Annotated in this window: 21 protein-coding genes; 12 read left to right on the forward strand and 9 right to left on the reverse strand. The window is 42.2% G+C overall.

Annotated features, from left to right (window positions below):
- Positions 1 to 919, forward strand: a 919-nt coding sequence (locus NWP22_RS11270; protein WP_342393876.1) for an Rpn family recombination-promoting nuclease/putative transposase, incomplete at its 5' end; no start/stop codon positions are given.
- 122 nt (positions 920 to 1,041) lie between these two features.
- On the forward strand, positions 1,042 to 2,193 hold the full coding sequence (locus NWP22_RS11275) for a restriction endonuclease subunit S (protein WP_271734215.1): 1,152 nt from the start codon (positions 1,042 to 1,044) through the stop codon (positions 2,191 to 2,193).
- A 9-nt stretch (positions 2,194 to 2,202) separates the two neighbouring features.
- Here the strand turns inward: NWP22_RS11275 and NWP22_RS11280 are convergent, their stop codons facing one another.
- Both NWP22_RS11280 and NWP22_RS11285 read right to left on the reverse strand, forming a co-directional pair.
- On the reverse strand, positions 2,203 to 2,589 hold the full coding sequence (locus tag NWP22_RS11280) for a type II toxin-antitoxin system death-on-curing family toxin (RefSeq protein ID WP_271734214.1): 387 nt from the start codon (positions 2,587 to 2,589) through the stop codon (positions 2,203 to 2,205).
- Positions 2,586 to 2,783, reverse strand: coding sequence for a DNA-binding protein (locus NWP22_RS11285; protein ID WP_280801890.1), 198 nt, complete (start codon positions 2,781 to 2,783; stop codon positions 2,586 to 2,588). The genes NWP22_RS11280 and NWP22_RS11285 overlap by 4 nt, the downstream gene beginning before the upstream one ends.
- 170 nt (positions 2,784 to 2,953) lie before the next feature.
- Between NWP22_RS11285 and NWP22_RS11290 the strand changes: the two genes are divergently transcribed.
- Entirely contained in the window at positions 2,954 to 4,261 is a 1,308-nt protein-coding gene (locus NWP22_RS11290; RefSeq protein ID WP_280801891.1) for a glutamate-5-semialdehyde dehydrogenase, read from the forward strand.
- A 206-nt stretch (positions 4,262 to 4,467) separates the two neighbouring features.
- Positions 4,468 to 5,559 (forward strand): chorismate synthase, encoded by a 1,092-nt coding sequence (gene aroC, locus NWP22_RS11295; protein ID WP_271734211.1) that lies wholly within the window; start codon positions 4,468 to 4,470, stop codon positions 5,557 to 5,559.
- Positions 5,560 to 5,613: 54 nt separating this feature from the next.
- Here aroC and NWP22_RS11300 read toward each other — a convergent pair whose 3' ends face one another.
- Positions 5,614 to 6,420: a hypothetical protein gene (locus NWP22_RS11300; protein ID WP_271734210.1), complete on the reverse strand. Its 807-nt coding sequence runs from the start codon at positions 6,418 to 6,420 to the stop codon at positions 5,614 to 5,616.
- 57 nt (positions 6,421 to 6,477) lie between these two features.
- Between NWP22_RS11300 and NWP22_RS11305 the strand changes: the two genes are divergently transcribed.
- The 5 genes from NWP22_RS11305 (at position 6,478) to crtW (ending at position 10,067) form a co-directional block, all read left to right on the forward strand.
- Positions 6,478 to 6,732 carry a SemiSWEET family sugar transporter gene (locus NWP22_RS11305; RefSeq protein WP_271734209.1) on the forward strand — a complete coding sequence of 85 codons (255 nt, stop codon included), beginning with the start codon at positions 6,478 to 6,480 and terminating at the stop codon, positions 6,730 to 6,732.
- Positions 6,733 to 6,773: 41 nt separating this feature from the next.
- Positions 6,774 to 8,381 carry a B12-binding domain-containing radical SAM protein gene (locus NWP22_RS11310; RefSeq protein WP_417006612.1) on the forward strand — a complete coding sequence of 536 codons (1,608 nt, stop codon included), beginning with the start codon at positions 6,774 to 6,776 and terminating at the stop codon, positions 8,379 to 8,381.
- Positions 8,382 to 8,570, forward strand: coding sequence for a CPXCG motif-containing cysteine-rich protein (locus NWP22_RS11315; protein ID WP_271734208.1), 189 nt, complete (start codon positions 8,382 to 8,384; stop codon positions 8,568 to 8,570).
- Between the two features lie 19 nt (positions 8,571 to 8,589).
- A complete protein-coding gene (locus NWP22_RS11320) occupies positions 8,590 to 9,039 on the forward strand; it encodes an SRPBCC family protein (RefSeq protein WP_271734207.1) in 450 nt (149 codons plus the stop codon).
- Positions 9,040 to 9,269: 230 nt separating this feature from the next.
- Positions 9,270 to 10,067, forward strand: a complete 798-nt coding sequence (crtW, locus tag NWP22_RS11325; RefSeq protein WP_280801892.1) for a beta-carotene ketolase CrtW — start codon at positions 9,270 to 9,272, stop codon at positions 10,065 to 10,067.
- Here the strand turns inward: crtW and NWP22_RS11330 are convergent.
- The 3 genes from NWP22_RS11330 to NWP22_RS11340 form a co-directional block, all read right to left on the reverse strand.
- On the reverse strand, positions 10,025 to 10,666 hold the full coding sequence (locus NWP22_RS11330) for a DUF2834 domain-containing protein (protein ID WP_280801897.1): 642 nt from the start codon (positions 10,664 to 10,666) through the stop codon (positions 10,025 to 10,027). The genes crtW and NWP22_RS11330 overlap by 43 nt on opposite strands.
- A 14-nt stretch (positions 10,667 to 10,680) precedes the next feature.
- The gene (gene hrcA, locus NWP22_RS11335) at positions 10,681 to 11,778 is read right to left on the reverse strand and encodes a heat-inducible transcriptional repressor HrcA (RefSeq protein WP_271734205.1); all 1,098 of its coding nucleotides are present in this window, start codon (positions 11,776 to 11,778) and stop codon (positions 10,681 to 10,683) included.
- A gap of 295 nt (positions 11,779 to 12,073) precedes the next feature.
- Positions 12,074 to 12,433 (reverse strand): rhodanese-like domain-containing protein, encoded by a 360-nt coding sequence (locus NWP22_RS11340; RefSeq protein WP_271734204.1) that lies wholly within the window; start codon positions 12,431 to 12,433, stop codon positions 12,074 to 12,076.
- Between the two features lie 117 nt (positions 12,434 to 12,550).
- On the opposite strand from NWP22_RS11340, the gene NWP22_RS11345 reads away from it, so the two are divergent.
- Together NWP22_RS11345 and cysE are read left to right on the forward strand one after the other, a co-directional pair.
- The gene (locus NWP22_RS11345; RefSeq protein ID WP_280801893.1) at positions 12,551 to 14,185 is read left to right on the forward strand and encodes a DUF3352 domain-containing protein; all 1,635 of its coding nucleotides are present in this window, start codon (positions 12,551 to 12,553) and stop codon (positions 14,183 to 14,185) included.
- A gap of 259 nt (positions 14,186 to 14,444) precedes the next feature.
- Positions 14,445 to 15,209, forward strand: coding sequence for a serine O-acetyltransferase (cysE, locus tag NWP22_RS11350; protein WP_280792882.1), 765 nt, complete (start codon positions 14,445 to 14,447; stop codon positions 15,207 to 15,209).
- Here the strand turns inward: cysE and NWP22_RS11355 are convergent.
- The 3 genes from NWP22_RS11355 to bioD form a co-directional block, all read right to left on the reverse strand.
- On the reverse strand, positions 15,206 to 15,793 hold the full coding sequence (locus NWP22_RS11355; protein ID WP_280801894.1) for an Npun_F5749 family FMN-dependent PPOX-type flavoprotein: 588 nt from the start codon (positions 15,791 to 15,793) through the stop codon (positions 15,206 to 15,208). The genes cysE and NWP22_RS11355 overlap by 4 nt on opposite strands.
- On the reverse strand, positions 15,786 to 17,006 hold the full coding sequence (locus NWP22_RS11360; protein ID WP_271734200.1) for a M20 metallopeptidase family protein: 1,221 nt from the start codon (positions 17,004 to 17,006) through the stop codon (positions 15,786 to 15,788). Before NWP22_RS11360 ends, NWP22_RS11355 begins: the two co-directional genes overlap by 8 nt.
- A 265-nt stretch (positions 17,007 to 17,271) precedes the next feature.
- Positions 17,272 to 17,961: a dethiobiotin synthase gene (gene bioD / locus NWP22_RS11365; RefSeq protein ID WP_280801895.1), complete on the reverse strand. Its 690-nt coding sequence runs from the start codon at positions 17,959 to 17,961 to the stop codon at positions 17,272 to 17,274.
- A 365-nt stretch (positions 17,962 to 18,326) separates the two neighbouring features.
- Between bioD and NWP22_RS11370 the strand changes: the two genes are divergently transcribed.
- A complete protein-coding gene (locus tag NWP22_RS11370) occupies positions 18,327 to 19,343 on the forward strand; it encodes a ribose-phosphate pyrophosphokinase (protein ID WP_271734199.1) in 1,017 nt (338 codons plus the stop codon).
- The last annotated feature ends 308 nt before the right edge of the window (positions 19,344 to 19,651 follow it).

A 19,651-nucleotide genomic window follows, 5' to 3' on the forward strand; every position in this document is an offset into this window, starting at 1 on the left:
TTTTAGAGGAACTCCTGGGATGATTGACCATGACCGGTTATTTAAAGAATTAATTTCTACCTTCTTTGTGGAATTTTTAGAGTTATTTCTCCCCCAAGTAGTCAGAGAAATTGACCGAGAATCTATTCAGTTTTTACCCCAGGAAGTATTTAATGATGTCACTTCGGGTGATAAAAAAGAAATTGACTTATTGGCGCAGGTGCGATACCAGCAGCAAGAAACTTATTTTTTAATTCACGTTGAAAATCAATCTTACAGTCAGTCAGATTTTGCCAAGCGGATGTTTAAATATTTCGCCCGCTTACATGAAAAATATGATTTACCCATTTATCCGGTGGTGATTTTTTCCTTTGATGAACCCCAACGTCGGGAACCAGAAAATTATCAACTAGCTTTTTCTGACTTACAGGTACTTGATTTTAATTTTCAAGCCATCCAATTAAATCAACTGCGTTGGCGAGATTATTTAACCCAGTCTAACCCCGTAGCAGCGGCTTTAATGGCTAAAATGAAGATACCCCCCTCGGAACGTCCCCAGGTAAAGGCGGAATGTTTACGATTGTTAATTACTTTGAAGCTAGACCCAGCGCGGATGCAGTTAATTTCAGGGTTTGTAGATGTCTATCTGAATTTGAATGGGACTGAAGAGGAATTATTTCAGGTGACGGCGAATAATATGGGATTATTACAGGAGGAAAAATATATGGAAATTGTCACCAGTTGGGAACGCAAAGCTCGCCAAGAAGGTATTCAGGAAGGTATTCAGCAAGGTGTTCAGCAAGGTGTTCAGGAAGCACAGGAAACCATCGCCATTAATTTACTCCGCAGGGGTATGGGTGCAGAAGAAACTAGAGAAATTACAGGTTTAAGTTTAGAGCGGGTGCGGGAGTTACAAGGGCGGTTACAACAGGATAATTGATACAGCGCATTACTAAAAGGTGAAGGTATCTACTGAAAAAATGAGATACAATTATTATTGCTGTCTCGGATGCTGGGTGATTTGAAGCGGGTGAATTTTGCTGTGTTGGGGGTGTTTTGGGGATGCTGATTTACCAATCACAATTATCAACTAATTGGGACACTTTTCTCCTTTCGGAAGTTGTGGAATTTCTTGATAATCAACGTAAAGCCATTACGGAAAGAGACAGAGTGAAAGGTCCTTATCCTTATTATGGAGCTAACGGACAACAAGACTCGGTAGCAGAATTTATCTTTGATGAACCACTGGTTTTACTAGCTGAAGATGGTGGACACTTTGGAGATCCAAACAAAACTATTGCTTATCAAATAACTGGTAAGTGTTGGGTAAACAATCATGCTCATGTCCTTAGACCAAAAGATTGCATTGATATTCGATATCTTTACAGACATTTGGAACGTTACGATGTTACCCAATTTGTAACAGGTACTACTCGCGGAAAACTAACAAAAAGCGCAGCAAGCCGTATTCCCATAGTTGTCCCACCCCTAGAAGAACAGCGACGCATCGCTGCAATATTAGATAAAGCTGACGATATTCGCCGGAAACGAAAACAGGCGATCGCACTGACAGAGGAATTATTGCGATCGACTTTCTTAGATATGTTCGGCGACCCTGTTACTAATCCTAAAGGGTGGGAAATTCATCCTTTAAGTAAGGTATGCAATCGAGTAACTGTAGGCTTTGTGGGAACAATGTCCTCAGAATACATAGAAGAAGGTGTACCTTGGCTAAGGTCTTTAAACATTAAACGTAACCGGATAGTACTTAATGATCTGAAATATGTCAGTAATGACTTTCATAGAAAATTAAATAAATCATCTTTGCTTCCTGGAGATGTCGTAGCTGTACGAACAGGAAACGCAGGTGTAGCCGCAGTAATACCGAAATGGATTACACAGGCAAATTGCTCTGATTTAATAGTTATGACTTGTAGTAAATTACTTGTACCAGCATATCTTGCAGAAATACTTAATTTTTTGCTGGGTGATCAAAATGGTGGTACAGGTTTAACTGGTGCAATCCAAAAACATTTTAACATAAGCAAAGCTAAACAGTTAAAAATTCCATTACCTCCCTTAGAACTTCAAACGGATTGGAATAATATAGTAAACAAATTTGAACATTTACAAAATATTCAAACAAATCATCAAGAAGAAAGTAACAACCTATTCAACTCTCTACTACAAAAAGCTTTTAGAGGAGAACTATAAACCAATACCTTAAATAAGTTTAACATGCGATTTTAACCATTGTGTAAATGCTTCACGGTCAAACTTACCAGATGCAAGAGAAAGTATAATTTCCTCCTGTTCATCGATAGAAGCATTAATTTCTAGACCATTCATGACCAGAAAAACTTCCATTGCACCATGACCAATCCGCTTATTACCATCAATAAATGGATGATTCATGATCAAAGAAAAACCCATAGCTGCAGCCTTATCGACAAGTGTGGGATAAAGTTCCTCACCGCCAAAAGTCATACGTGGTTGAGCAAGTGCAGATTCTACAGCACCTAAGTCTCGGATACCCAAAGCTCCCCCTGACTGCTCAATAATTTGACGATGAAGTTCAATAACTTCAATCAGTAGCAAGTAGCGAATCATCCCAATCGCTGGTAAAGTTGAGCATTTTTCTGCATAACATAATTAGCAGCTTGGGTAAACTCACCTTGACGACGATTTAACAAATCTTCTAAACTCGCAGATAACAACTGCTCAGTAGAAATATTCAACTGTTGCGCTAATTCCTGCAACTTTTGCAGTTGCTCCTCTGAAATATTAATGGTTATCGTTGCCATATTTTTGCAGTCAAACTCAATTACTTTCCTGTTGCTGGAGCCAAATCATTCCATCAGGTATCAAATAAGCTTTTACTCCACCCTAACCCTCCCCTTGCAAGGAGAGGGAAAATGTAAAAACCGCGGGTTCTGTGTATTGTTAAGATGGGAAAAAAGCCAAATTTTCACACATGACCACTCTGCAAGATACTTTACCCCTAATTACCATTGCCCAAAAAACCCGCCAAGCAGCGAGTAAATTGGCAATTCTGGATACAGAAGCCAAAAATCAAGCCTTAGAAGCCATAGCCCAGGCTCTAGAATTAGCTAAAGATGACATTGTACAAGCAAATATAGCCGATTGTCAAGCAGCTACAGCCGCCGGTATCGCCAAACCACTATATAAACGCTTACAGTTAGATGAACATAAACTAAGAGATGCGATCGCCGGGGTGCGAGATGTGGCTAAACTACCAGATCCGGTGGGAACTGTGCAAATTCACCGAGAACTAGATAGTGGTTTAGTTCTCAAGCGGGTCACTTGTCCCCTGGGGGTATTAGGGATTATTTTTGAAGCGCGTCCAGAAGCAGCAATTCAAATTGTCTCCTTAGCAATCAAATCAGGTAACGGTGTGATTCTCAAAGGTGGAAAAGAGGCGATCGCTTCTTGTGAAGCTATAGTTAAAGCCATTAAACAGGGATTATCTCACACTGCGGTTAACTCCGATGCGGTGCAGTTATTAACAACTAGAGAAGAAACCCGAGAACTTTTAAACTTAGATAAATATGTAGATTTAATTATTCCCAGGGGTTCCAATTCCTTTGTGCAATTCGTCCAGAATAACACACGCATCCCCGTATTAGGACACGCCGACGGAATTTGTCATTTATATATAGACAAGGCTGCGGATCTGAGTAAAGCTATTACAGTCAGTGTTGATGCTAAAATTCAATATGCTGCCGCTTGTAACGCCATTGAAACTCTATTAATCCATCAATCTGTTGCTGGGGAATTTCTCCCCAAAATTGCCGCAGCTTTGGCAGATGCAGAGGTAGAATTAAGGGGCGATGACCGCACTTTAGAGATTATACCCCATATTGGCAGGGCGATCGCCACAGACTGGGAAACAGAATACAGCGATTTGATTTTAGCAATTAAAATTGTAGACTCCATAGAACAGGCGATCGCCCATATTAACGAGTATGGTTCCCGCCATACTGAGGCCATTATCACAGAAGACCCAGCAGCGGTAGAAACCTTTTTTGGACTAGTAAACGCAGCGGGAGTATTTCACAACTGTTCTACTCGCTTTGCTGATGGTTTTCGCTACGGCTTCGGCGCAGAAGTAGGTATAAGTACGCAACAAATGCCCCCCCGTGGACCCGTTGGTTTAGAAGGGTTAGTTACCTATAAATATCAGATGACCGGTAACGGTCATATAGTAGCCACTTACACCGGAGCCAATGCTAAACCCTTTACCCATAAAAACTTAGAGTAAAAACCCACAGATAACTCATCTATGTTGATCTGTGCGCTGGGGTAGACAATTTATTAAATATAGCCTTTCTCCCTATTCCCCCTATTCCCTCTATTCCCTATTCCCTCTATTCCCTATTCCCCCTGTTCCCTGTTCCCTGTTCCCTGTTCCCTATAACTAATAACTTTCGGTACAATACAAAAGCCTCAACGTTTTTCCTCAATATCATGGGCAATACCTTCGGAAATTTATTTCGTATTACTACATTTGGCGAGTCCCACGGCGGTGGTGTGGGAGTGATAATTGACGGTTGTCCCCCTCAATTAGAAATTTCTCCCGCAGAAATTCAACTAGAATTAGACAGGAGAAAACCCGGACAAAGTAAAATTACCACACCCCGCAAAGAAGCCGATACCTGCGAAATTTTATCTGGAGTATTTGAGGGTAAAACCTTGGGAACACCCATCGCCATGATGGTGCGCAACAAAGACACCCGACCCCAAGACTACGACGAGATGGCGCAAAAGTATCGCCCCTCCCATGCTGATGCAACTTATGATGCTAAGTATGGTATTCGCAATTGGCAAGGAGGGGGGAGATCCTCCGCCCGTGAGACAATAGGGAGAGTGGCCGCAGGTGCGATCGCCAAAAAAATCCTCCGTCAAGTTGCTAATATTGAAATCATCGGCTACGTCAAGCGGATCAAAGACTTAGAAGCGGTGATTGACCCCAACACCGTCACCTTAGAACAAGTAGAAAGTAACATAGTCCGCTGTCCCGATAGCGAGTCAGCAGAACGGATGATTTCATTAATTGAGCAAATTGGTAGAGATGGTAATTCAATTGGCGGTGTAGTAGAATGTGTAGCTCGCAACGTTCCCAAAGGCTTAGGGGAACCAGTCTTTGATAAATTAGAAGCGGATATCGCTAAAGGTGTGATGTCTCTCCCCGCTAGCAAAGGCTTTGAAATTGGCTCAGGTTTTGGGGGGACTTTGTTAACCGGGATTGAACACAACGACGAATTTTATATAGATGACAGTGGAGAAATTCGCACCGTCACCAACCGTTCAGGGGGTATTCAAGGGGGAATTTCCAACGGTGAAAATATTATCTTGCGAGTTGCATTTAAACCCACGGCCACCATTAGAAAGGAGCAAAAAACAGTTACCCAAGCAGGGGAAGAAACTGTTTTAGCTGCAAAGGGAAGACATGACCCCTGTGTATTACCCCGAGCAGTACCCATGGTAGAGGCGATGGTGGCTTTAGTCCTGTGTGACCATTTGTTACGCCATCATGGACAATGTAAATTGTTGTCATAAATAGCAGTTTTAGATAACCGACTTCTTCAAGAAGTCGGGTATATTAAATAATTCCTATACTTCATAGTAAATTGTTAAAAAGTCTTCTCCTCGTCTATCAATACCACCAGATAAATGTCCTAGTTTCTTAGAGGATGTTTGTTGATACAAGTAATTAAAACTGTGAGCATTAATTCCATAATGCTGGCGCATCTTACCCAAATAATTATAAATATCTTGTAAGGGGATGTTAGCTTTATAAAAATTTAAATCAAAGGATTTACGGGGATTATTTTCTTCACTTACCTCTAGATAAATAAAGGGATTATCATTAACCCTGTCAGCAGCAAAATTGATTAGCTCCTGGACTATTTTACCCGGATGAGAGTGATTATAACCCTGATAAATAGATGATATCCTGTTTAAAATCTCTGCTACGGAAAGGAAAGGATAGCAGGTATATGTAGATATAACTCCCTTGGTATTGTCTAGGGCGTTCCATTTAAACCCTAAACCCAGAAGATGGGTTTCGGTTTTATGAGATTTACTTTTGAGATCCTTAACCATTTGATCCCAAAATTCTAAATATACTTTATAAATACAACTGACTTCATTACCTTCAAAACCAAAGTATACTACACTTGCCTGAGATAAATTCTGCTGAAATATTTCTAAATATTTATCTGGTATATCCATTTGTTTGCAGAAATATAAAAACTTATCCCTCAAGTTGTCTGCTGCTTGTATTGCCAATATAAAGCGATTTTTATGTAGTCCATTTTTAGTAATTTTCCAAGATGCTTCTAAACGGAATTGCAAATTGAGATATTCTAAGGTATCAAAGATTAAATAGGCTTTTTGATCTATTATTTGTTGTGACATATAAGTATATTTTTATCGCCTGATGGTTATATAATGACAAAAAATTAACTATTAAGTATGGATTCTATCACACTGTTAGGACTATGTGCGGCTGTTTTAACAACTAGCGCTTTTTTACCCCAAATGGTGAAAACCTGGAAAAGTAAGTCAGCTAAAGATGTCTCTTACCTGATGTTGGTTACGTTTATGAGTGGTCTTTTTTTATGGTTGGTTTATGGAATATATCTGAAATCTTTACCGATTATCCTGGCTAATAGTATCAGTTTCTGTTTCAACTTCATCATTCTATCCCTTAAAATTAAGTATAGATAAACCTTTAAAATTAAGCTCCTACTCCCCAATTACGTATTAATATGACTGTATTTGCCTCAGAACGCCTGTTATTCACCCCCAAAAACCCTAACAGCGATGCAATCCCGCTGATTTTTGCTTTTCCCAATGAGTATACAGTGGGTATTACTAGTCTGGGTTATCAGGTGGTTTGGGCAACTTTGGCTACCCGTGAGGATGTACAAGTCAGTCGCTTATTTACTGATATCCAGGAAGCACTCCCTAGAAACCCGGAAATTTTGGGTTTTTCTATTTCCTGGGAACTGGATTATGTGAATATTTTAAATTTACTGGAATCTTTAGATGTTCCCATTCGCGCTCACTCCCGTAATGATTCCCATCCCCTGGTTTTTGGTGGCGGTCCGGTACTGACTGCTAACCCGGAACCCTTTGCGGACTTCTTTGATGTGATTTTACTCGGTGATGGGGAACATCTGCTGACTAATTTCATTGAGACTTATAAACAGGTGAGAAACGCTTCTAGAGCAACTCAACTCCAAGCACTGGCCCAAGTCCCAGGAATTTATGTTCCTAGTTTGTATGAGGTGGAATATCACGGTAAAGATGGGGTGGTGAAGTCGATTACACCGATTTTACCGGAAGTTCCCCCGGTGGTGCAAAAGCAAACTTACCGCGGTAATGTTCTATCTCGGTCTACTGTGGTCACACAAAAGGCGGCATGGGAAAATATTTACATGGTGGAGGTGGTGCGCAGCTGTCCGGAAATGTGTCGCTTTTGTCTTGCGAGTTATTTGACTTTACCTTTTAGAACAGCTAGCTTAGAAGCTTCTTTAATTCCCGCTATTGAACAGGGGTTAGCAGTGACTAACCGCTTGGGGTTGTTGGGGGCTTCGGTAACTCAACATCCGGAGTTTGAGGAGCTGCTAAACTATATTAGTCAGCCGAAATATGATCATGTGCGGTTGAGTATCGCCTCGGTGCGCACTAATACGGTGACGGTACAGCTGGCGGAAACTTTAGCTAAAAGGGACACGCGATCGCTGACTATTGCTGTAGAAACGGGTTCAGATCGGCTGCGCCAAATCATCAACAAAAAGCTGCATAATGATCAAATCATCCAAGCTGCCATCAATGCCAAGGCTGGAGGATTAAAAGCTTTGAAACTTTATGGTATGGTGGGTATCCCCGGCGAAGAACCGGAAGATTTAGAGGCCACTGTGTCTATGATAGCTAATGTTAAAAAAGCTGCCCCTGGTCTGCGGTTAACATTGGGATGCAGTACCTTTGTACCCAAGGCACATACACCTTTTCAATGGTTTGGGGTCAATCAGCAAGCAGAGAAGCGGTTACAGATGCTACAGAAAAAACTCAAACCCCAGGGGATAGACTTTCGCCCAGAAAGTTATAATTGGTCAATTATACAAGCTTTGTTGTCCAGAGGCGATCGCCGGTTGTCCCAACTTCTAGAATTAACCCGTGAGTTTGGGGATTCTTTGGGTAGCTACAAACGTGCATTTAAGCAACTCAAAGGGCAAATACCCGACTTAGAATTTTACGTTTACAGCAACTGGTCAACAGAGCAAATTTTACCCTGGAATCACTTGCAAGGACCACTCCCACATTCTACACTACTAAAGCACTTAGCAGAAGCTACAAGTCAATTCAAATAAATGCAAAACACTGCTGAATACTACTGCGCTTATTGCGGCGAACCAAACTTAACTTTTATCGATTTGAGTGCTGGGTCACAACAGTCTTATGTAGAAGACTGTCAGGTGTGCTGTCACCCGAATATTTTGTATGTGCGGGTTGATGAGGATACCCTAGATATTGACATTGATACTGACTGCGAAGGTTAGATTTTAGGTTGTTTTGGCCATGCTGCACTTTCAACATTCCTCCATCATTAATGCACCCCCCGAAGTAGTGTGGAAATTCCACGAAAGACCAGATATATTGCAATTACTCACCCCACCTTGGCAACCTGTAAAAGTAGTCCGTCGGGAAGGGGGGTTAGAAGTAGGTGCTATTACTGAATTTCGTCTGTTTTTGGGACCATTACCTTTAACTTGGTTAGCTCGTCACACTGAATGTGAGAAAAACCGCCTGTTTATTGATGAACAGATATCTGGCCCTTTTGAGTCTTGGGTACATCGCCATGAGTTTGTGGCGGAAAATGGTAAAACTAAGCTTACTGATGCTATTTCTTTCTGTCTGCCTGGTGGTAGTACAGTAGAGATGATGAGTGGTTGGCTAGTACAAGCTCAACTTGAAGCCATGTTTAGATATCGCCATTATATCACTAACCGGGAGTGTGAGTCAAGATAATAGGTGAGGATTAACCGCCGTGATTTCAGGGTAACGCAGGAAATCACTAATATGTGTGTCCTGACCTTTTACACATAATTTATTGTCAAATTATGTGTAATACTATTTAAGGTATCTTAATATTTAAACATATTTACTAAATGTCATAAATATTAATACTGTTGACTTGCCAAATACGAGCAGTTACTGCTTGTTGTCATGACTACATGAATTATACGCGGAGTAAAAGCGTGTTCCAGTTAGAACCACTACCATTACCTGATAAAAAAATCAGTACCACGGCAGCAGTGAGCAGTAAATTCCTGTTTAGGGGTATTTTGGTTGCGATCGCGATTATGACTATATGGGCTATCAGTTTGGGTGTGTTACTTTATATTGATATATCCCAGTGGAAAATCTGGCTCTTATTGCCAATGATACTTTGGCAAACATTTTTATATACGGGATTATTTATTACAGCCCATGATGCCATGCATGGGGTAATTTTTCCCAAAAATCTGAAAATAAACCATTTTATTGGTTCATTGTGCCTATTTCTGTATGGGCTGTTATCCTATCCCAAGCTGTTAAAAAAGCACTGGTTACACCACCATAATCCAGCCACAGCTAAGGATCCAGATTTTCATAATGGTAAATATAAGAACTTCTTAGCTTGGTATTTATACTTTATGAAAGGTTACTGGAGTTGGGGACAAATCATCACATTAATGATTATTTATAACTTAGGAAAATATATCGGACATCTGCCAGAGGATAACCTCAATTATTTTTGGGTAATTCCCTCAATCTTAAGTTCCCTACAATTATTCTATTTTGGCACCTTTCTACCCCATAGTGAACCCCTAGGAGGTTATCAAAACCCCCATCGTTCCCAAACTATTAGCCGTCCTATTTGGTGGTCATTTATCACTTGCTACCATTTTGGTTACCATTACGAACATCACGAATACCCCCATCTTCCTTGGTGGCAACTACCTCAAATTTATCAGGTATTTAATTCCGGTAACGAGGGACGCACAGATAAATAAATTAAGGGTCCGAATAAGGGAATTAAAGCTATTAACCAGAAAAATCCCCGATTTTTCACACCCCGACGCGCCATATCATCCCCCAGTAATGTGGGAAATAACAGACAAAGTAAGCAGAAATCTAAACTCATCACATGAATGAAACGGCTACTTTGCCACTGGTGTATAAAATTTTCCCCTTCTCCTTGGAAACCATAGGCGAAGAGAATCACCACGACGATAGTTAAAATCACACCAGTCACAGGGGAATCTAGGAACTTGAGCAAGAGAGTCTTTTTCCCAGAGAACTCCGGATTGGGTGAGCGTAAAGCTAAATAGGGTAACACAGCAAAAGCCCCAACAGCAAAAGATGCGGCTGCAAAAGGCCAAGCTGGGATTTTTTGACCCGTACCATCACTTAAAAGTACTGCACTATAAATTACAGGCAAGATGCCCATGAGGTTAAATAATGCTATGACTAGGGGGTTAATATCTTGCCATTGTCCCAGGGAAAGTTTTTGAATTAACTCCCAAGTATCAGGGTGATCAGGGGGAGCAAAAATAAAAGCATAGCTGAGAAATCCCAGCCATAGTAAACCAAAACCAATTTTTCTGAGCATCATCAACCACAAAATTAACTAAAAGCCTCTGAAAGGTAATCAGCAGCAGCAGCGACAACTGCGATCGCACTTTCATAGTCCAGGCGTGTAGGTCCTAATACTCCCACACTCCCTACAGGTAGCATACCCCGGCGATAGGTAGAAGAAATTAAAGTACAGGTGCGGATCGGCTCCAGGGGGTTTTCTGTACCGATGCGGACTGTTACCTTAGACTTACCCATCTCTTGGGTTTCCGGTTCAGCAAAGATTAACGGCCACAATTGCTCTTGTTCTTCTTCAAGCAAGTGGATAATGGTTTGTACTTGCTGTAATTGAGAAAATTCCGGCTGACGCAAAACTTCCGCCACACCCCTAACCAGAATTTGGGTTGTAGTTGGTGTCATATGGCTACGAGTGAACTCTGTGACCGAATCTTTCAAGAATTGGCCATAGCGTTGGAACTCTTGATCTAATTCACTCCAGTCGAGGGTAGTTAATTCTAACAGACTGCGCCCCCGCAAGTGGGTATTCAAAAAATTAGAGACTATCTGTAATTCATGGTCTATTTTCTCTGGGTCAACTTTGGCTTCTTCCCCTGGGGGGCATAAATTGATCAGTTTGGAATGGGTTTCATAAGCATCTGTTACCATAATCAGCATGATCTTGTTGGCTTCAATTTGCATTAATTGCAGATGTCGCACAATTGCCATAGTGGTTTGGGGCATGGTAATTAAACTAATACAGCCGCTGACTGTGGCTAAAATTTGCGCAGCACCTTGTAATACCGCTTCCAAACTCCAATCTTCCCAATGGAGGCGATTTTGTAGGGCCAGTTCTACCTCTTTTGCTAAAATATCCGCTCGCGTAGCATCTCGAAAAGAAGGTGTAATTAACTGGTCAACATAAATACGATAGCCGGAATCTGAGGGTATGCGTCCAGCGGATGTGTGTGGTTGGTAAAGTAATCCTGATTTTTCTAACACACCCATGACATTGCGAATTGTGGCTGAACTCACACCGAGGTCATACTCATCAAGCAAGGCTTTTGAACCTACTGGCTCCGCAGTGGCGATGTAATGACGTACTGTTGCCCAAAGTATATGCTGTTGTCGATTCGTTAACTGGACTTGCATAGGGTATGTTTGGCTGAAGGCAGATTTAAAAGTGGAAAAAAAAGGGTTTTAAAAGCAAAAAATCTGAATAATAGTTAATTAATGTAGCAGAATATCTAATTAGTTCAGTTTATTTTGCACTTGATTATTTAAGTATTATTGCATCTCGGTTTGGGATAATATGTAGTATAAATTACTTTTACCCAAAAGCCATATGTATGCTTAATTAGTGACATCTCAGACGGTATGATCTTGAGAGTAGCATTGCGGCGATGTGATCATCAGTTACACCTGGGCAATGCTATCTGGAAATCTTTTAATATTGGGGAATAGAAGAATCAACTAAGATAGAGTAGGCATCTATACCACCACTAATATTCTTAACATTTGTAAAACCTTGAGCAACTAGCCACTGGCACATTTGTCCGGAGCGAATACCGTGGTGACATAACACAAGGGTTTCAGCGTGGGGATTAAACATGGTGGCGACTTGGTCACTCCAGTCCCCAAATTCGCTTAAGGGGAGATTCACAAACCCGTCAATCCTAGCAGTTGCTATTTCTTGGGGTTCGCGCACATCTATTAACTGAATACTTGGATCACCAGAAGACAGACGCAGCGCCAGTTCCTCTACACTAATTGGAGTAATGAGTTGACCAGAAGGATTCCCTGTCATGAGATTTTTGTAAACAACCTATACCCTTTATGGTGACAGAAAATTTTTTTCCTGACATCAGCATCTATTCCCTAGGGAGTAGTAAAACCAAGTTAAACAAATAAAAGCCCTGTCAATATGTCTAATGTCAATAGCCAACGCTCATTTTTTGGTTTTTTGGTAGCTGGGGCGATCGCACTAGTAATTATAGCCATAGGGTTATTTTACTGGTTTTTCGCCAAGACACCGGTTAACCTTGTTACTTCTACCTCTGAACCCCAGGCCGCTATATTCGTCTCCAAAGTAGCGCCGGTGATGGTGTCCTTACTAAATAATCCTGAGCGCCTGTGGGAGCGTCAAGGACAATTATCCCAACTCAAAACCAGTTTATTAGCTAAGACTGACATAGATTACAAACAAGATATTAAACCGTGGCTAGGTAATGAAATTACCCTGGCGGTGACTACCATAGATATTGACCGCGACCCAGAAAACGGACAGCAACCAGGGTATCTGATGGCACTAGCAACCAAGAAACCAGAAACCAGCCGGGAGTTTTTAGAGTTATTATTTTCTCGGCGGGTATTGGCTGGGGCTAACTTGGAGGTAGAGAAATATGCAGGGGTAAAGCTGCTATCTGATTCTAGTTCCCAGGTAAATGCTTTGTCTGCTGCGGTGGTGGATGACTTTGTATTATTTGCTAATGATGCGAAGGTGCTACGAGACGCAATCAATAACGTCCAAGCTCCTGATTTGAATTTGTCTAGTTCCTCCCGCTACCAAAGAGCGCTACAACAGCTACCTAAAGCCACCCTAGCTACGGCTTTTCTCAATCTTCCCGCTGTGGCTGCATGGCAAGGTTTAGAATTACCAGCAGCAACCTTTGATAGCCAACTTATTTCTTTGTCTTTACATCCCCAAGGACTTTTCGCAGAAAGTAACTTTCTCACTGACTCGGAAATTATGCCGGTTTCTGCTCCCCTGAGTCAAAATGTAGGGGCGTTAGCATATATACCAGATGGGGTTGGGTTGGTGATTTCTGGTACTAATTTAAATAATTTGCCCAATAGTGATTTAGGTCAACTCTGGAAACAAGCAACAACGGCTGTTTTTGCTTCCGGGACTGATGCTATTTCCAGCGTGGGAAAACCATTAGAAAATCTGGGAGTGAAGACCGAGGATATTTTTAGTTGGGTAAAGGGAGAATATGCTTTAGCTGTTTTACCTCATCCTGGAGTCGGGGGGGTTAATTGGGTGTTTGTGGTGGAAAAATTAGAGGATGTCCCAGGGGGTATTGCTCGTTTAGATACCATCGCCTCCGAGCAAGGGTTGAGTGTAAGTTCTTTTAACTGGAATCAAAAAACTGTCTTTGCTTGGGCTGAGTTAACTCCTACACAAACCGATACCCCAGAAGGTCTATCATTTAATATTGAGGCTCAAGTACGGGGAGTACATACCAATGAAGGTAATTATGAAATCTTTGCTTCTAATTTAGAAACTTTAGCCCCATTAATCACAACTAAGAACGCTGCTATGATTGGCGATCGCCATTTCCAAGATAGTATTGTCGGTATTCCCCAACCCAATCAAGGGTATGTATATCTGGATTGGACTAAAAGCCGCACCCTCCTAGAGCGTCAAGTACCCAGTTTGCAGTTAGTGGAAATAGTAGGTAAGTCTTTTTGGCAAAAGCTGCGATCGCTGACTCTCAGTAGTTACAGTCAGGAGAAAGGATTGGTCAAAACCGGGGTATTATTCCGATTTTTGGATTAATTGATTTTCAAATATGCTATAATACCCTATATGATGGCTGTTTAACAGTTGCTGTCGGAGGTCTACCCTCCACCTCCCCAGGGAGAGCAGCAACCTAAACACAGAGTCGTTAGTAACGCCTCAGAGTGGGAAAAACTTCCATACATAATAGCGGCTAGATTAGTCGTTTGGCTTGTGGACTGGTTACCCCCCACATTTCCAGGATGAAGCCAGAAGAAAACCCAAGCAATTGTTAACATTTTTGCATCGGTACTATCTCGTGCTATCTAGACTACGCGCTGATTTTGGCATTATCTTTGAACGTGACCCAGCCGCCCGTAACTGGCTAGAGGTCTTATTTTGCTACCCCGGTTTGCAAGCCCTAATATTCCATCGGCTGGCGCACTGGCTGCATAGTATTGGTGTTCCCTTTTTACCCCGCTTGATTTCCCATATAGGTAGGTTTTTCACAGGAGTGGAAATACACCCAGGGGCGACAATTGGCCAAAGTGTGTTTATTGACCACGGTATGGGGGTTGTGATTGGGGAAACAGCCATAATCGGGGATTATGCCCTGATTTATCAAGGTGTCACTTTGGGCGGAACTGGTAAACAAACTGGTAAACGCCACCCCACCCTAGGGGAAAATGTGGTAGTGGGCGCAGGAGCCAAAGTATTAGGAAATATCCAAATTGGTAATAATGTCCGCATTGGTGCGGGTTCAGTGGTTCTCAGGGATGTTCCTAGTGATTGCACAGTGGTGGGGGTACCGGGTCGCATTGTTTATCGTTCCGGGGTGCGAGTTGCTCCCCTAGAACATAACAACTTACCAGACTCGGAAGCCCAAGTAATTCGCGCCTTGGTAGATCGGATTTCATCATTAGAAACAGAAATCCAAAACCTCAAAGATGGTCAGTCTGTGACAAAAACTCATGTTTTGGCGGTTTCTGTGATCTCCAATCCCGATGATTTACCCCCCGATGCGCCCTTGTGTAGCCTCAGAGACAAAGAAATACAGCAATTTCTCGATGGTGCCGGAATTTAAGGGTTAAGTTCTTCAACTAACCAGTTTTTCTCTCCATCTAGGCGGTAAATTCGCCGGTTTTGTGGTTCCCCACGCAATTGTAAATGCTCTACCTGCACAGGTTCAAGTAGTAGTAGGTAAAAATTCCCTACCGGTTGGGTGGGATGAGGTGCAGGTGGGTTAAAGGCCTCTGGTTGATCTATCCTGGGTTTACCCGGATGAGGCCAAGCAAATTGTAACCGCGCCCCATCGCTTAGTTGTTGCCAAGTTTTCATCCGCGCTTGTTGGAGGAGAGAATTATTATCCTCACTTCCCACTATCTTTAAGCACCCAGAAAGGCGAAATTGTTCCCTGGTGTTGGGGAAGTACCAACAAATTTCTGCCCAGGGTTGTTGTTGGATGTGGTTGATTTTCTCACTGCGTCCATCGGTAATTAATTTTACCTGGTTACTATCTTCCAAAAAACCACGAAAAACCACGGTACGATTTGCAGGGCGACCGTTTTCTTTAACTGTGGCTAGTTGGAAGTAACGAGAGTATACAAGGCTGCGATTGTGATGCAGTCCACGGGCGATCGCACTGCGCCAAGGAGCAACATTACTCATTGCTTAAAAATTTCTCCACACAACGCACAAATATTTCTACACCCATAGCTAAGGCTGTTTCATCAAAATCAAATCGGGGATGATGATGGGGATAAGCCAGATTTTTCTGGGGGTTAGCAGCACCCAGGAAGAAATAACAGCCAGGAACTTCTTGTAAAAAGAATGACATATCCTCACCCCCCATGGTTTGACAGGTGGGGACAATACCTAAAGGGGTTTCTACTACCGCCGCTGCTACTGACCTGACTAATTCCGCCATATGAGCATCATTAATCACGGGGGGGTAAAGACTCCAGTATTCTAAATCATATTTTGCCCCATGACTTTGGCAAACCCCGGCAATGATTGACTCAACTCGCTGGTGAAAGAATCCGGCTAAATCTGGGTTAAAATACCTGATAGTACCACTCATACGGGCGGTATCAGCAATTACATTTAGTTTTGTCCCGGCGTGAAGTTCTCCCACTGTGACGACGGCGGAATCTATGGGGTTGACGTTCCGGGCGACAATGGTTTGCAGGGCATTGACAACTTGGGCAGCAACTACAATAGAATCAATGGTTTGATGGGGCATAGCACCATGTCCACCTTGACCTAAAATGGTACAATTAAAACATTCTACAGATGCCATTAACGCCCCTGGGCGCACTCCTACTGTACCTAATGGTAAATTATTCCATAGGTGCAGTCCAATGATGGCATCTACATCGGGGTTTTTGAGTACCCCCTGTTTAATCATCGGTTTGGCTCCCCCCGGTCCTTCCTCCGCAGGTTGAAAGATGATTTTGACAGTGCCACTCAAGTTGTGACGGTGCTTGTGTAAGTGGTAAGCTGTACCCAGGGCGATCGCCGTATGTCCATCATGTCCGCAAGCGTGCATCACGCCGTCATGTTGGGATTTATAGCTGACATCATTTAGTTCTTGAATGGGTAAAGCGTCCATATCAGCACGAATGGCTAATACTTTCTGTGCGCCGGGTTGATTACCCTTAATTATGGCTACAATACCAGTTTCCGCTATACCTGTCTCATGGTCAATCCCCCATGCTTGCAACTTGCGAGAAACTAATTCTGCTGTGAGTCGTTCTTGAAAGCCCAACTCTGGTTTTTGATGTAGTTGTCTGCGCCATTCTACTAGTTGGGGTTGTAAGGCGCGAATTTCTAGACGAACAGCAGATAAATCAACAGCAGAATCGGGAAAACTAGAAACCATAATTAATCAAGTCCAGGTCGTTTGAGTAAGGTTAAATGAAGATATTTTCCCAGTGTACTCTTGGTTAAAAAGTTCAACTTGCATAAAACTGGAAACTCTCAGGGGAACAGGGAACACCGGAACAGGGAATGGGGAATGGGGAATGGGGAACACACCCAATACACCCAACACACCCCACCCTAACCCTCCGGTTAGAGTGGGTTCAAATAATATTCGATACACTAATCATGACTTGACAAACATCCTCTTAGGGCAAAATTCCTAATTACCTCAATCTTTCCCACTGGAGAGTTGAGGCGACATAGGCAAGTTGATCTAAATCTGCTAAATTATCTAAGTAAGGTAAACAACCTAAAACCGGTGTATTGGTTAAAGATTGAATTAAATCTGACGGGGTTAAATCAGCAATTTCCTCCTCATTCCGGGGTTGCACACAGTTAAGAATAATACCTTTGAGATGTACCTTGGATTGCCGAGCCAATGCTACATTAGCCACGGCTTGGGCGATCGCACCTAGTCGGACTGGTACTACTAAGACTGTAGGTAAACGCCAATCACCGGCTAAATCAGCCACGGTCAACTCATCGGTAATCGGTGAACCTAAACCCCCTAAAGCCTCTACGAAAACAAAATCACGCTGCGATCGCAATTGAGTGAAAGCTTGCCATACTAAGGCTAAATCCACAGAGCGATTTTCCTTGGCGGCAGCGATGGGGGGGGCTAGAGGAGCGTTAAAATATAAAGGGGTAATTTCCTCCGATGACTGTTGTAAAGAAAATAACCTTTGATATAATTCGCGATCGCCTACACCTGACTGGATGGGTTTCATGATTCCCCAAGTACGCTGGGGGTAATACTTTTGGTAATAAGCCGCCAAAGCCGTAGTTAAAACAGTTTTGCCAGCGTCGGTATCAGTACCAGTAATAAATAATGTGTTTAACAATGTGTTTAACAATCTCTTCGGCGATTACTTTCTAAATATGCACATATTAAGCCAATTGTAATATATTCTCTACCCTAGTCACACCTAAACATTTTTGGGGTGATTTACGATCCAAAATTTCCTCACCCAGTTTATAATTTTCCAGCTAGTATCATAAGAGTATGCCATAAATATTTTACCTTCCCGCAAGAAATTATGAGCCAGTGTTGCTGCATCTGTTCTGACAATGGTTTATCCATCAACAAGACTGCCATATCTGCCACAAGTAAATATATTGAGAAATGTTTAAAGTTTGTATGAAAGCTTAAGAAAAACTCACAGAAGTTTTTTTACCGCATGAGAGTTAAATCTACTAAATATCTAATGATAATATTGCCATGAATGCACATCGAGGATCTGCTGTGCTCAGTTCTGCCAGTTTAAAGGTACAACCAGATATCACAGGGGTGACAGAAAATCATCGCCTGCGACTATTTTCTGGCTCTGCTAATGTACCACTGTCTCAAGAAGTCGCTCGTTACCTGGGGATGGACTTGGGGCCAATGATTCGTAAAAGGTTCGCGGATGGGGAACTATATGTTCAAATTCAAGAATCTATCCGGGGTTGTGATGTTTATTTAATCCAACCAACTTGTAAACCCGTTAACGACAACTTAATGGAATTGCTGATTATGGTTGATGCTTGTCGTCGCGCTTCCGCACGACAGATAACCGCAGTAATTCCCTATTATGGCTATGCTCGCGCTGACCGCAAAACCGCAGGTAGAGAGTCAATTACAGCCAAATTGGTGGCTAACCTGATTACTAAAGCCGGCGCTAGTCGGGTTTTAGCTATGGATTTGCACTCAGCGCAAATTCAAGGCTATTTTGACATACCTTTTGATCATGTTTACGGTTCCCCAGTCATTTTTGATTATTTGGCGAGTAAACAACTGTCAGATATTGTGGTTGTGTCTCCCGATGTCGGCGGTGTAGCAAGAGCCAGAGCATTTGCTAAAAAGCTCGATGATGCACCCCTGGCTATTATCGATAAACGTCGTCAAGCCCATAATGTCGCTGAAGTGATGAATGTCATTGGTGATGTGAAGGGTAAAACAGCCATTCTGGTAGATGACATGATTGATACTGGCGGTACAATTACCGAAGGCGCACGACTACTGCGTCAACAGGGGGCGCGTCAAGTCTATGCTTGTGCAACTCATGCGGTGTTTTCCCCACCAGCTAAGGAACGTTTATCTAGTGGTCTGTTTGAAGAAGTGATAGTTACTAATACTATTCCTATACCAGAATGCGATCGCTTTCCTCAACTAGTAACCCTGTCAGTAGCTAACCTGTTAGGGGAAACCATTTGGCGAATTCATGAAGATACTTCAGTAAGTAGTATGTTTCGCTAGCATAAAGTTAGAATTTGGTATCAAAAAAAGGTGAAGTAGGAAGTATGATTTTTTCAGCCTTCAGACTTCATTTTTTATTAGTTTCTTCAGTGGGAAAGATCCCCGACAAGTCGGTTATCTTGTGTCAACAGTCAACCGTCAACAATCATAGAAGTTATAATCAAATCAACCTATACCTAAACTTTTATGACTAAATGGTTTAATACCGCTGGCCCTTGTCAACCAGATATACACTATACCCTACCGACCAGTGAACGGTTACCAGAGTTAAAACGCCTGATTGCGCAGCGCAATTACTTTGTTATCCA

The organism is Anabaenopsis tanganyikae CS-531 (genome assembly GCF_029891675.1).
GTDB lineage: Bacteria > Cyanobacteriota > Cyanobacteriia > Cyanobacteriales > Nostocaceae > Anabaenopsis > Anabaenopsis arnoldii.

What these genes read in the sequence shown, in the direction of transcription:
- NWP22_RS11275 (WP_271734215.1), top strand. Translation starts at nt 1,042, where the DNA reads ATGCTGATTTACCAATCACAATTATCAACTAATTGGGACACTTTTCTC.
- NWP22_RS11280 (WP_271734214.1), bottom strand. Translation starts at nt 2,589, where the DNA reads ATGATTCGCTACTTGCTACTGATTGAAGTTATTGAACTTCATCGTCAA.
- NWP22_RS11285 (WP_280801890.1), bottom strand. Translation starts at nt 2,783, where the DNA reads ATGGCAACGATAACCATTAATATTTCAGAGGAGCAACTGCAAAAGTTG.
- NWP22_RS11290 (WP_280801891.1), top strand. Translation starts at nt 2,954, where the DNA reads ATGACCACTCTGCAAGATACTTTACCCCTAATTACCATTGCCCAAAAA.
- aroC (WP_271734211.1), top strand. Translation starts at nt 4,468, where the DNA reads ATGGGCAATACCTTCGGAAATTTATTTCGTATTACTACATTTGGCGAG.
- NWP22_RS11300 (WP_271734210.1), bottom strand. Translation starts at nt 6,420, where the DNA reads ATGTCACAACAAATAATAGATCAAAAAGCCTATTTAATCTTTGATACC.
- NWP22_RS11305 (WP_271734209.1), top strand. Translation starts at nt 6,478, where the DNA reads ATGGATTCTATCACACTGTTAGGACTATGTGCGGCTGTTTTAACAACT.
- NWP22_RS11310 (WP_417006612.1), top strand. Translation starts at nt 6,774, where the DNA reads ATGACTGTATTTGCCTCAGAACGCCTGTTATTCACCCCCAAAAACCCT.
- NWP22_RS11315 (WP_271734208.1), top strand. Translation starts at nt 8,382, where the DNA reads ATGCAAAACACTGCTGAATACTACTGCGCTTATTGCGGCGAACCAAAC.
- NWP22_RS11320 (WP_271734207.1), top strand. Translation starts at nt 8,590, where the DNA reads ATGCTGCACTTTCAACATTCCTCCATCATTAATGCACCCCCCGAAGTA.
- NWP22_RS11330 (WP_280801897.1), bottom strand. Translation starts at nt 10,666, where the DNA reads ATGCTCAGAAAAATTGGTTTTGGTTTACTATGGCTGGGATTTCTCAGC.
- hrcA (WP_271734205.1), bottom strand. Translation starts at nt 11,778, where the DNA reads ATGCAAGTCCAGTTAACGAATCGACAACAGCATATACTTTGGGCAACA.
- NWP22_RS11340 (WP_271734204.1), bottom strand. Translation starts at nt 12,433, where the DNA reads ATGACAGGGAATCCTTCTGGTCAACTCATTACTCCAATTAGTGTAGAG.
- NWP22_RS11345 (WP_280801893.1), top strand. Translation starts at nt 12,551, where the DNA reads ATGTCTAATGTCAATAGCCAACGCTCATTTTTTGGTTTTTTGGTAGCT.
- NWP22_RS11355 (WP_280801894.1), bottom strand. Translation starts at nt 15,793, where the DNA reads ATGAGTAATGTTGCTCCTTGGCGCAGTGCGATCGCCCGTGGACTGCAT.
- NWP22_RS11360 (WP_271734200.1), bottom strand. Translation starts at nt 17,006, where the DNA reads ATGGTTTCTAGTTTTCCCGATTCTGCTGTTGATTTATCTGCTGTTCGT.
- NWP22_RS11370 (WP_271734199.1), top strand. Translation starts at nt 18,327, where the DNA reads ATGAATGCACATCGAGGATCTGCTGTGCTCAGTTCTGCCAGTTTAAAG.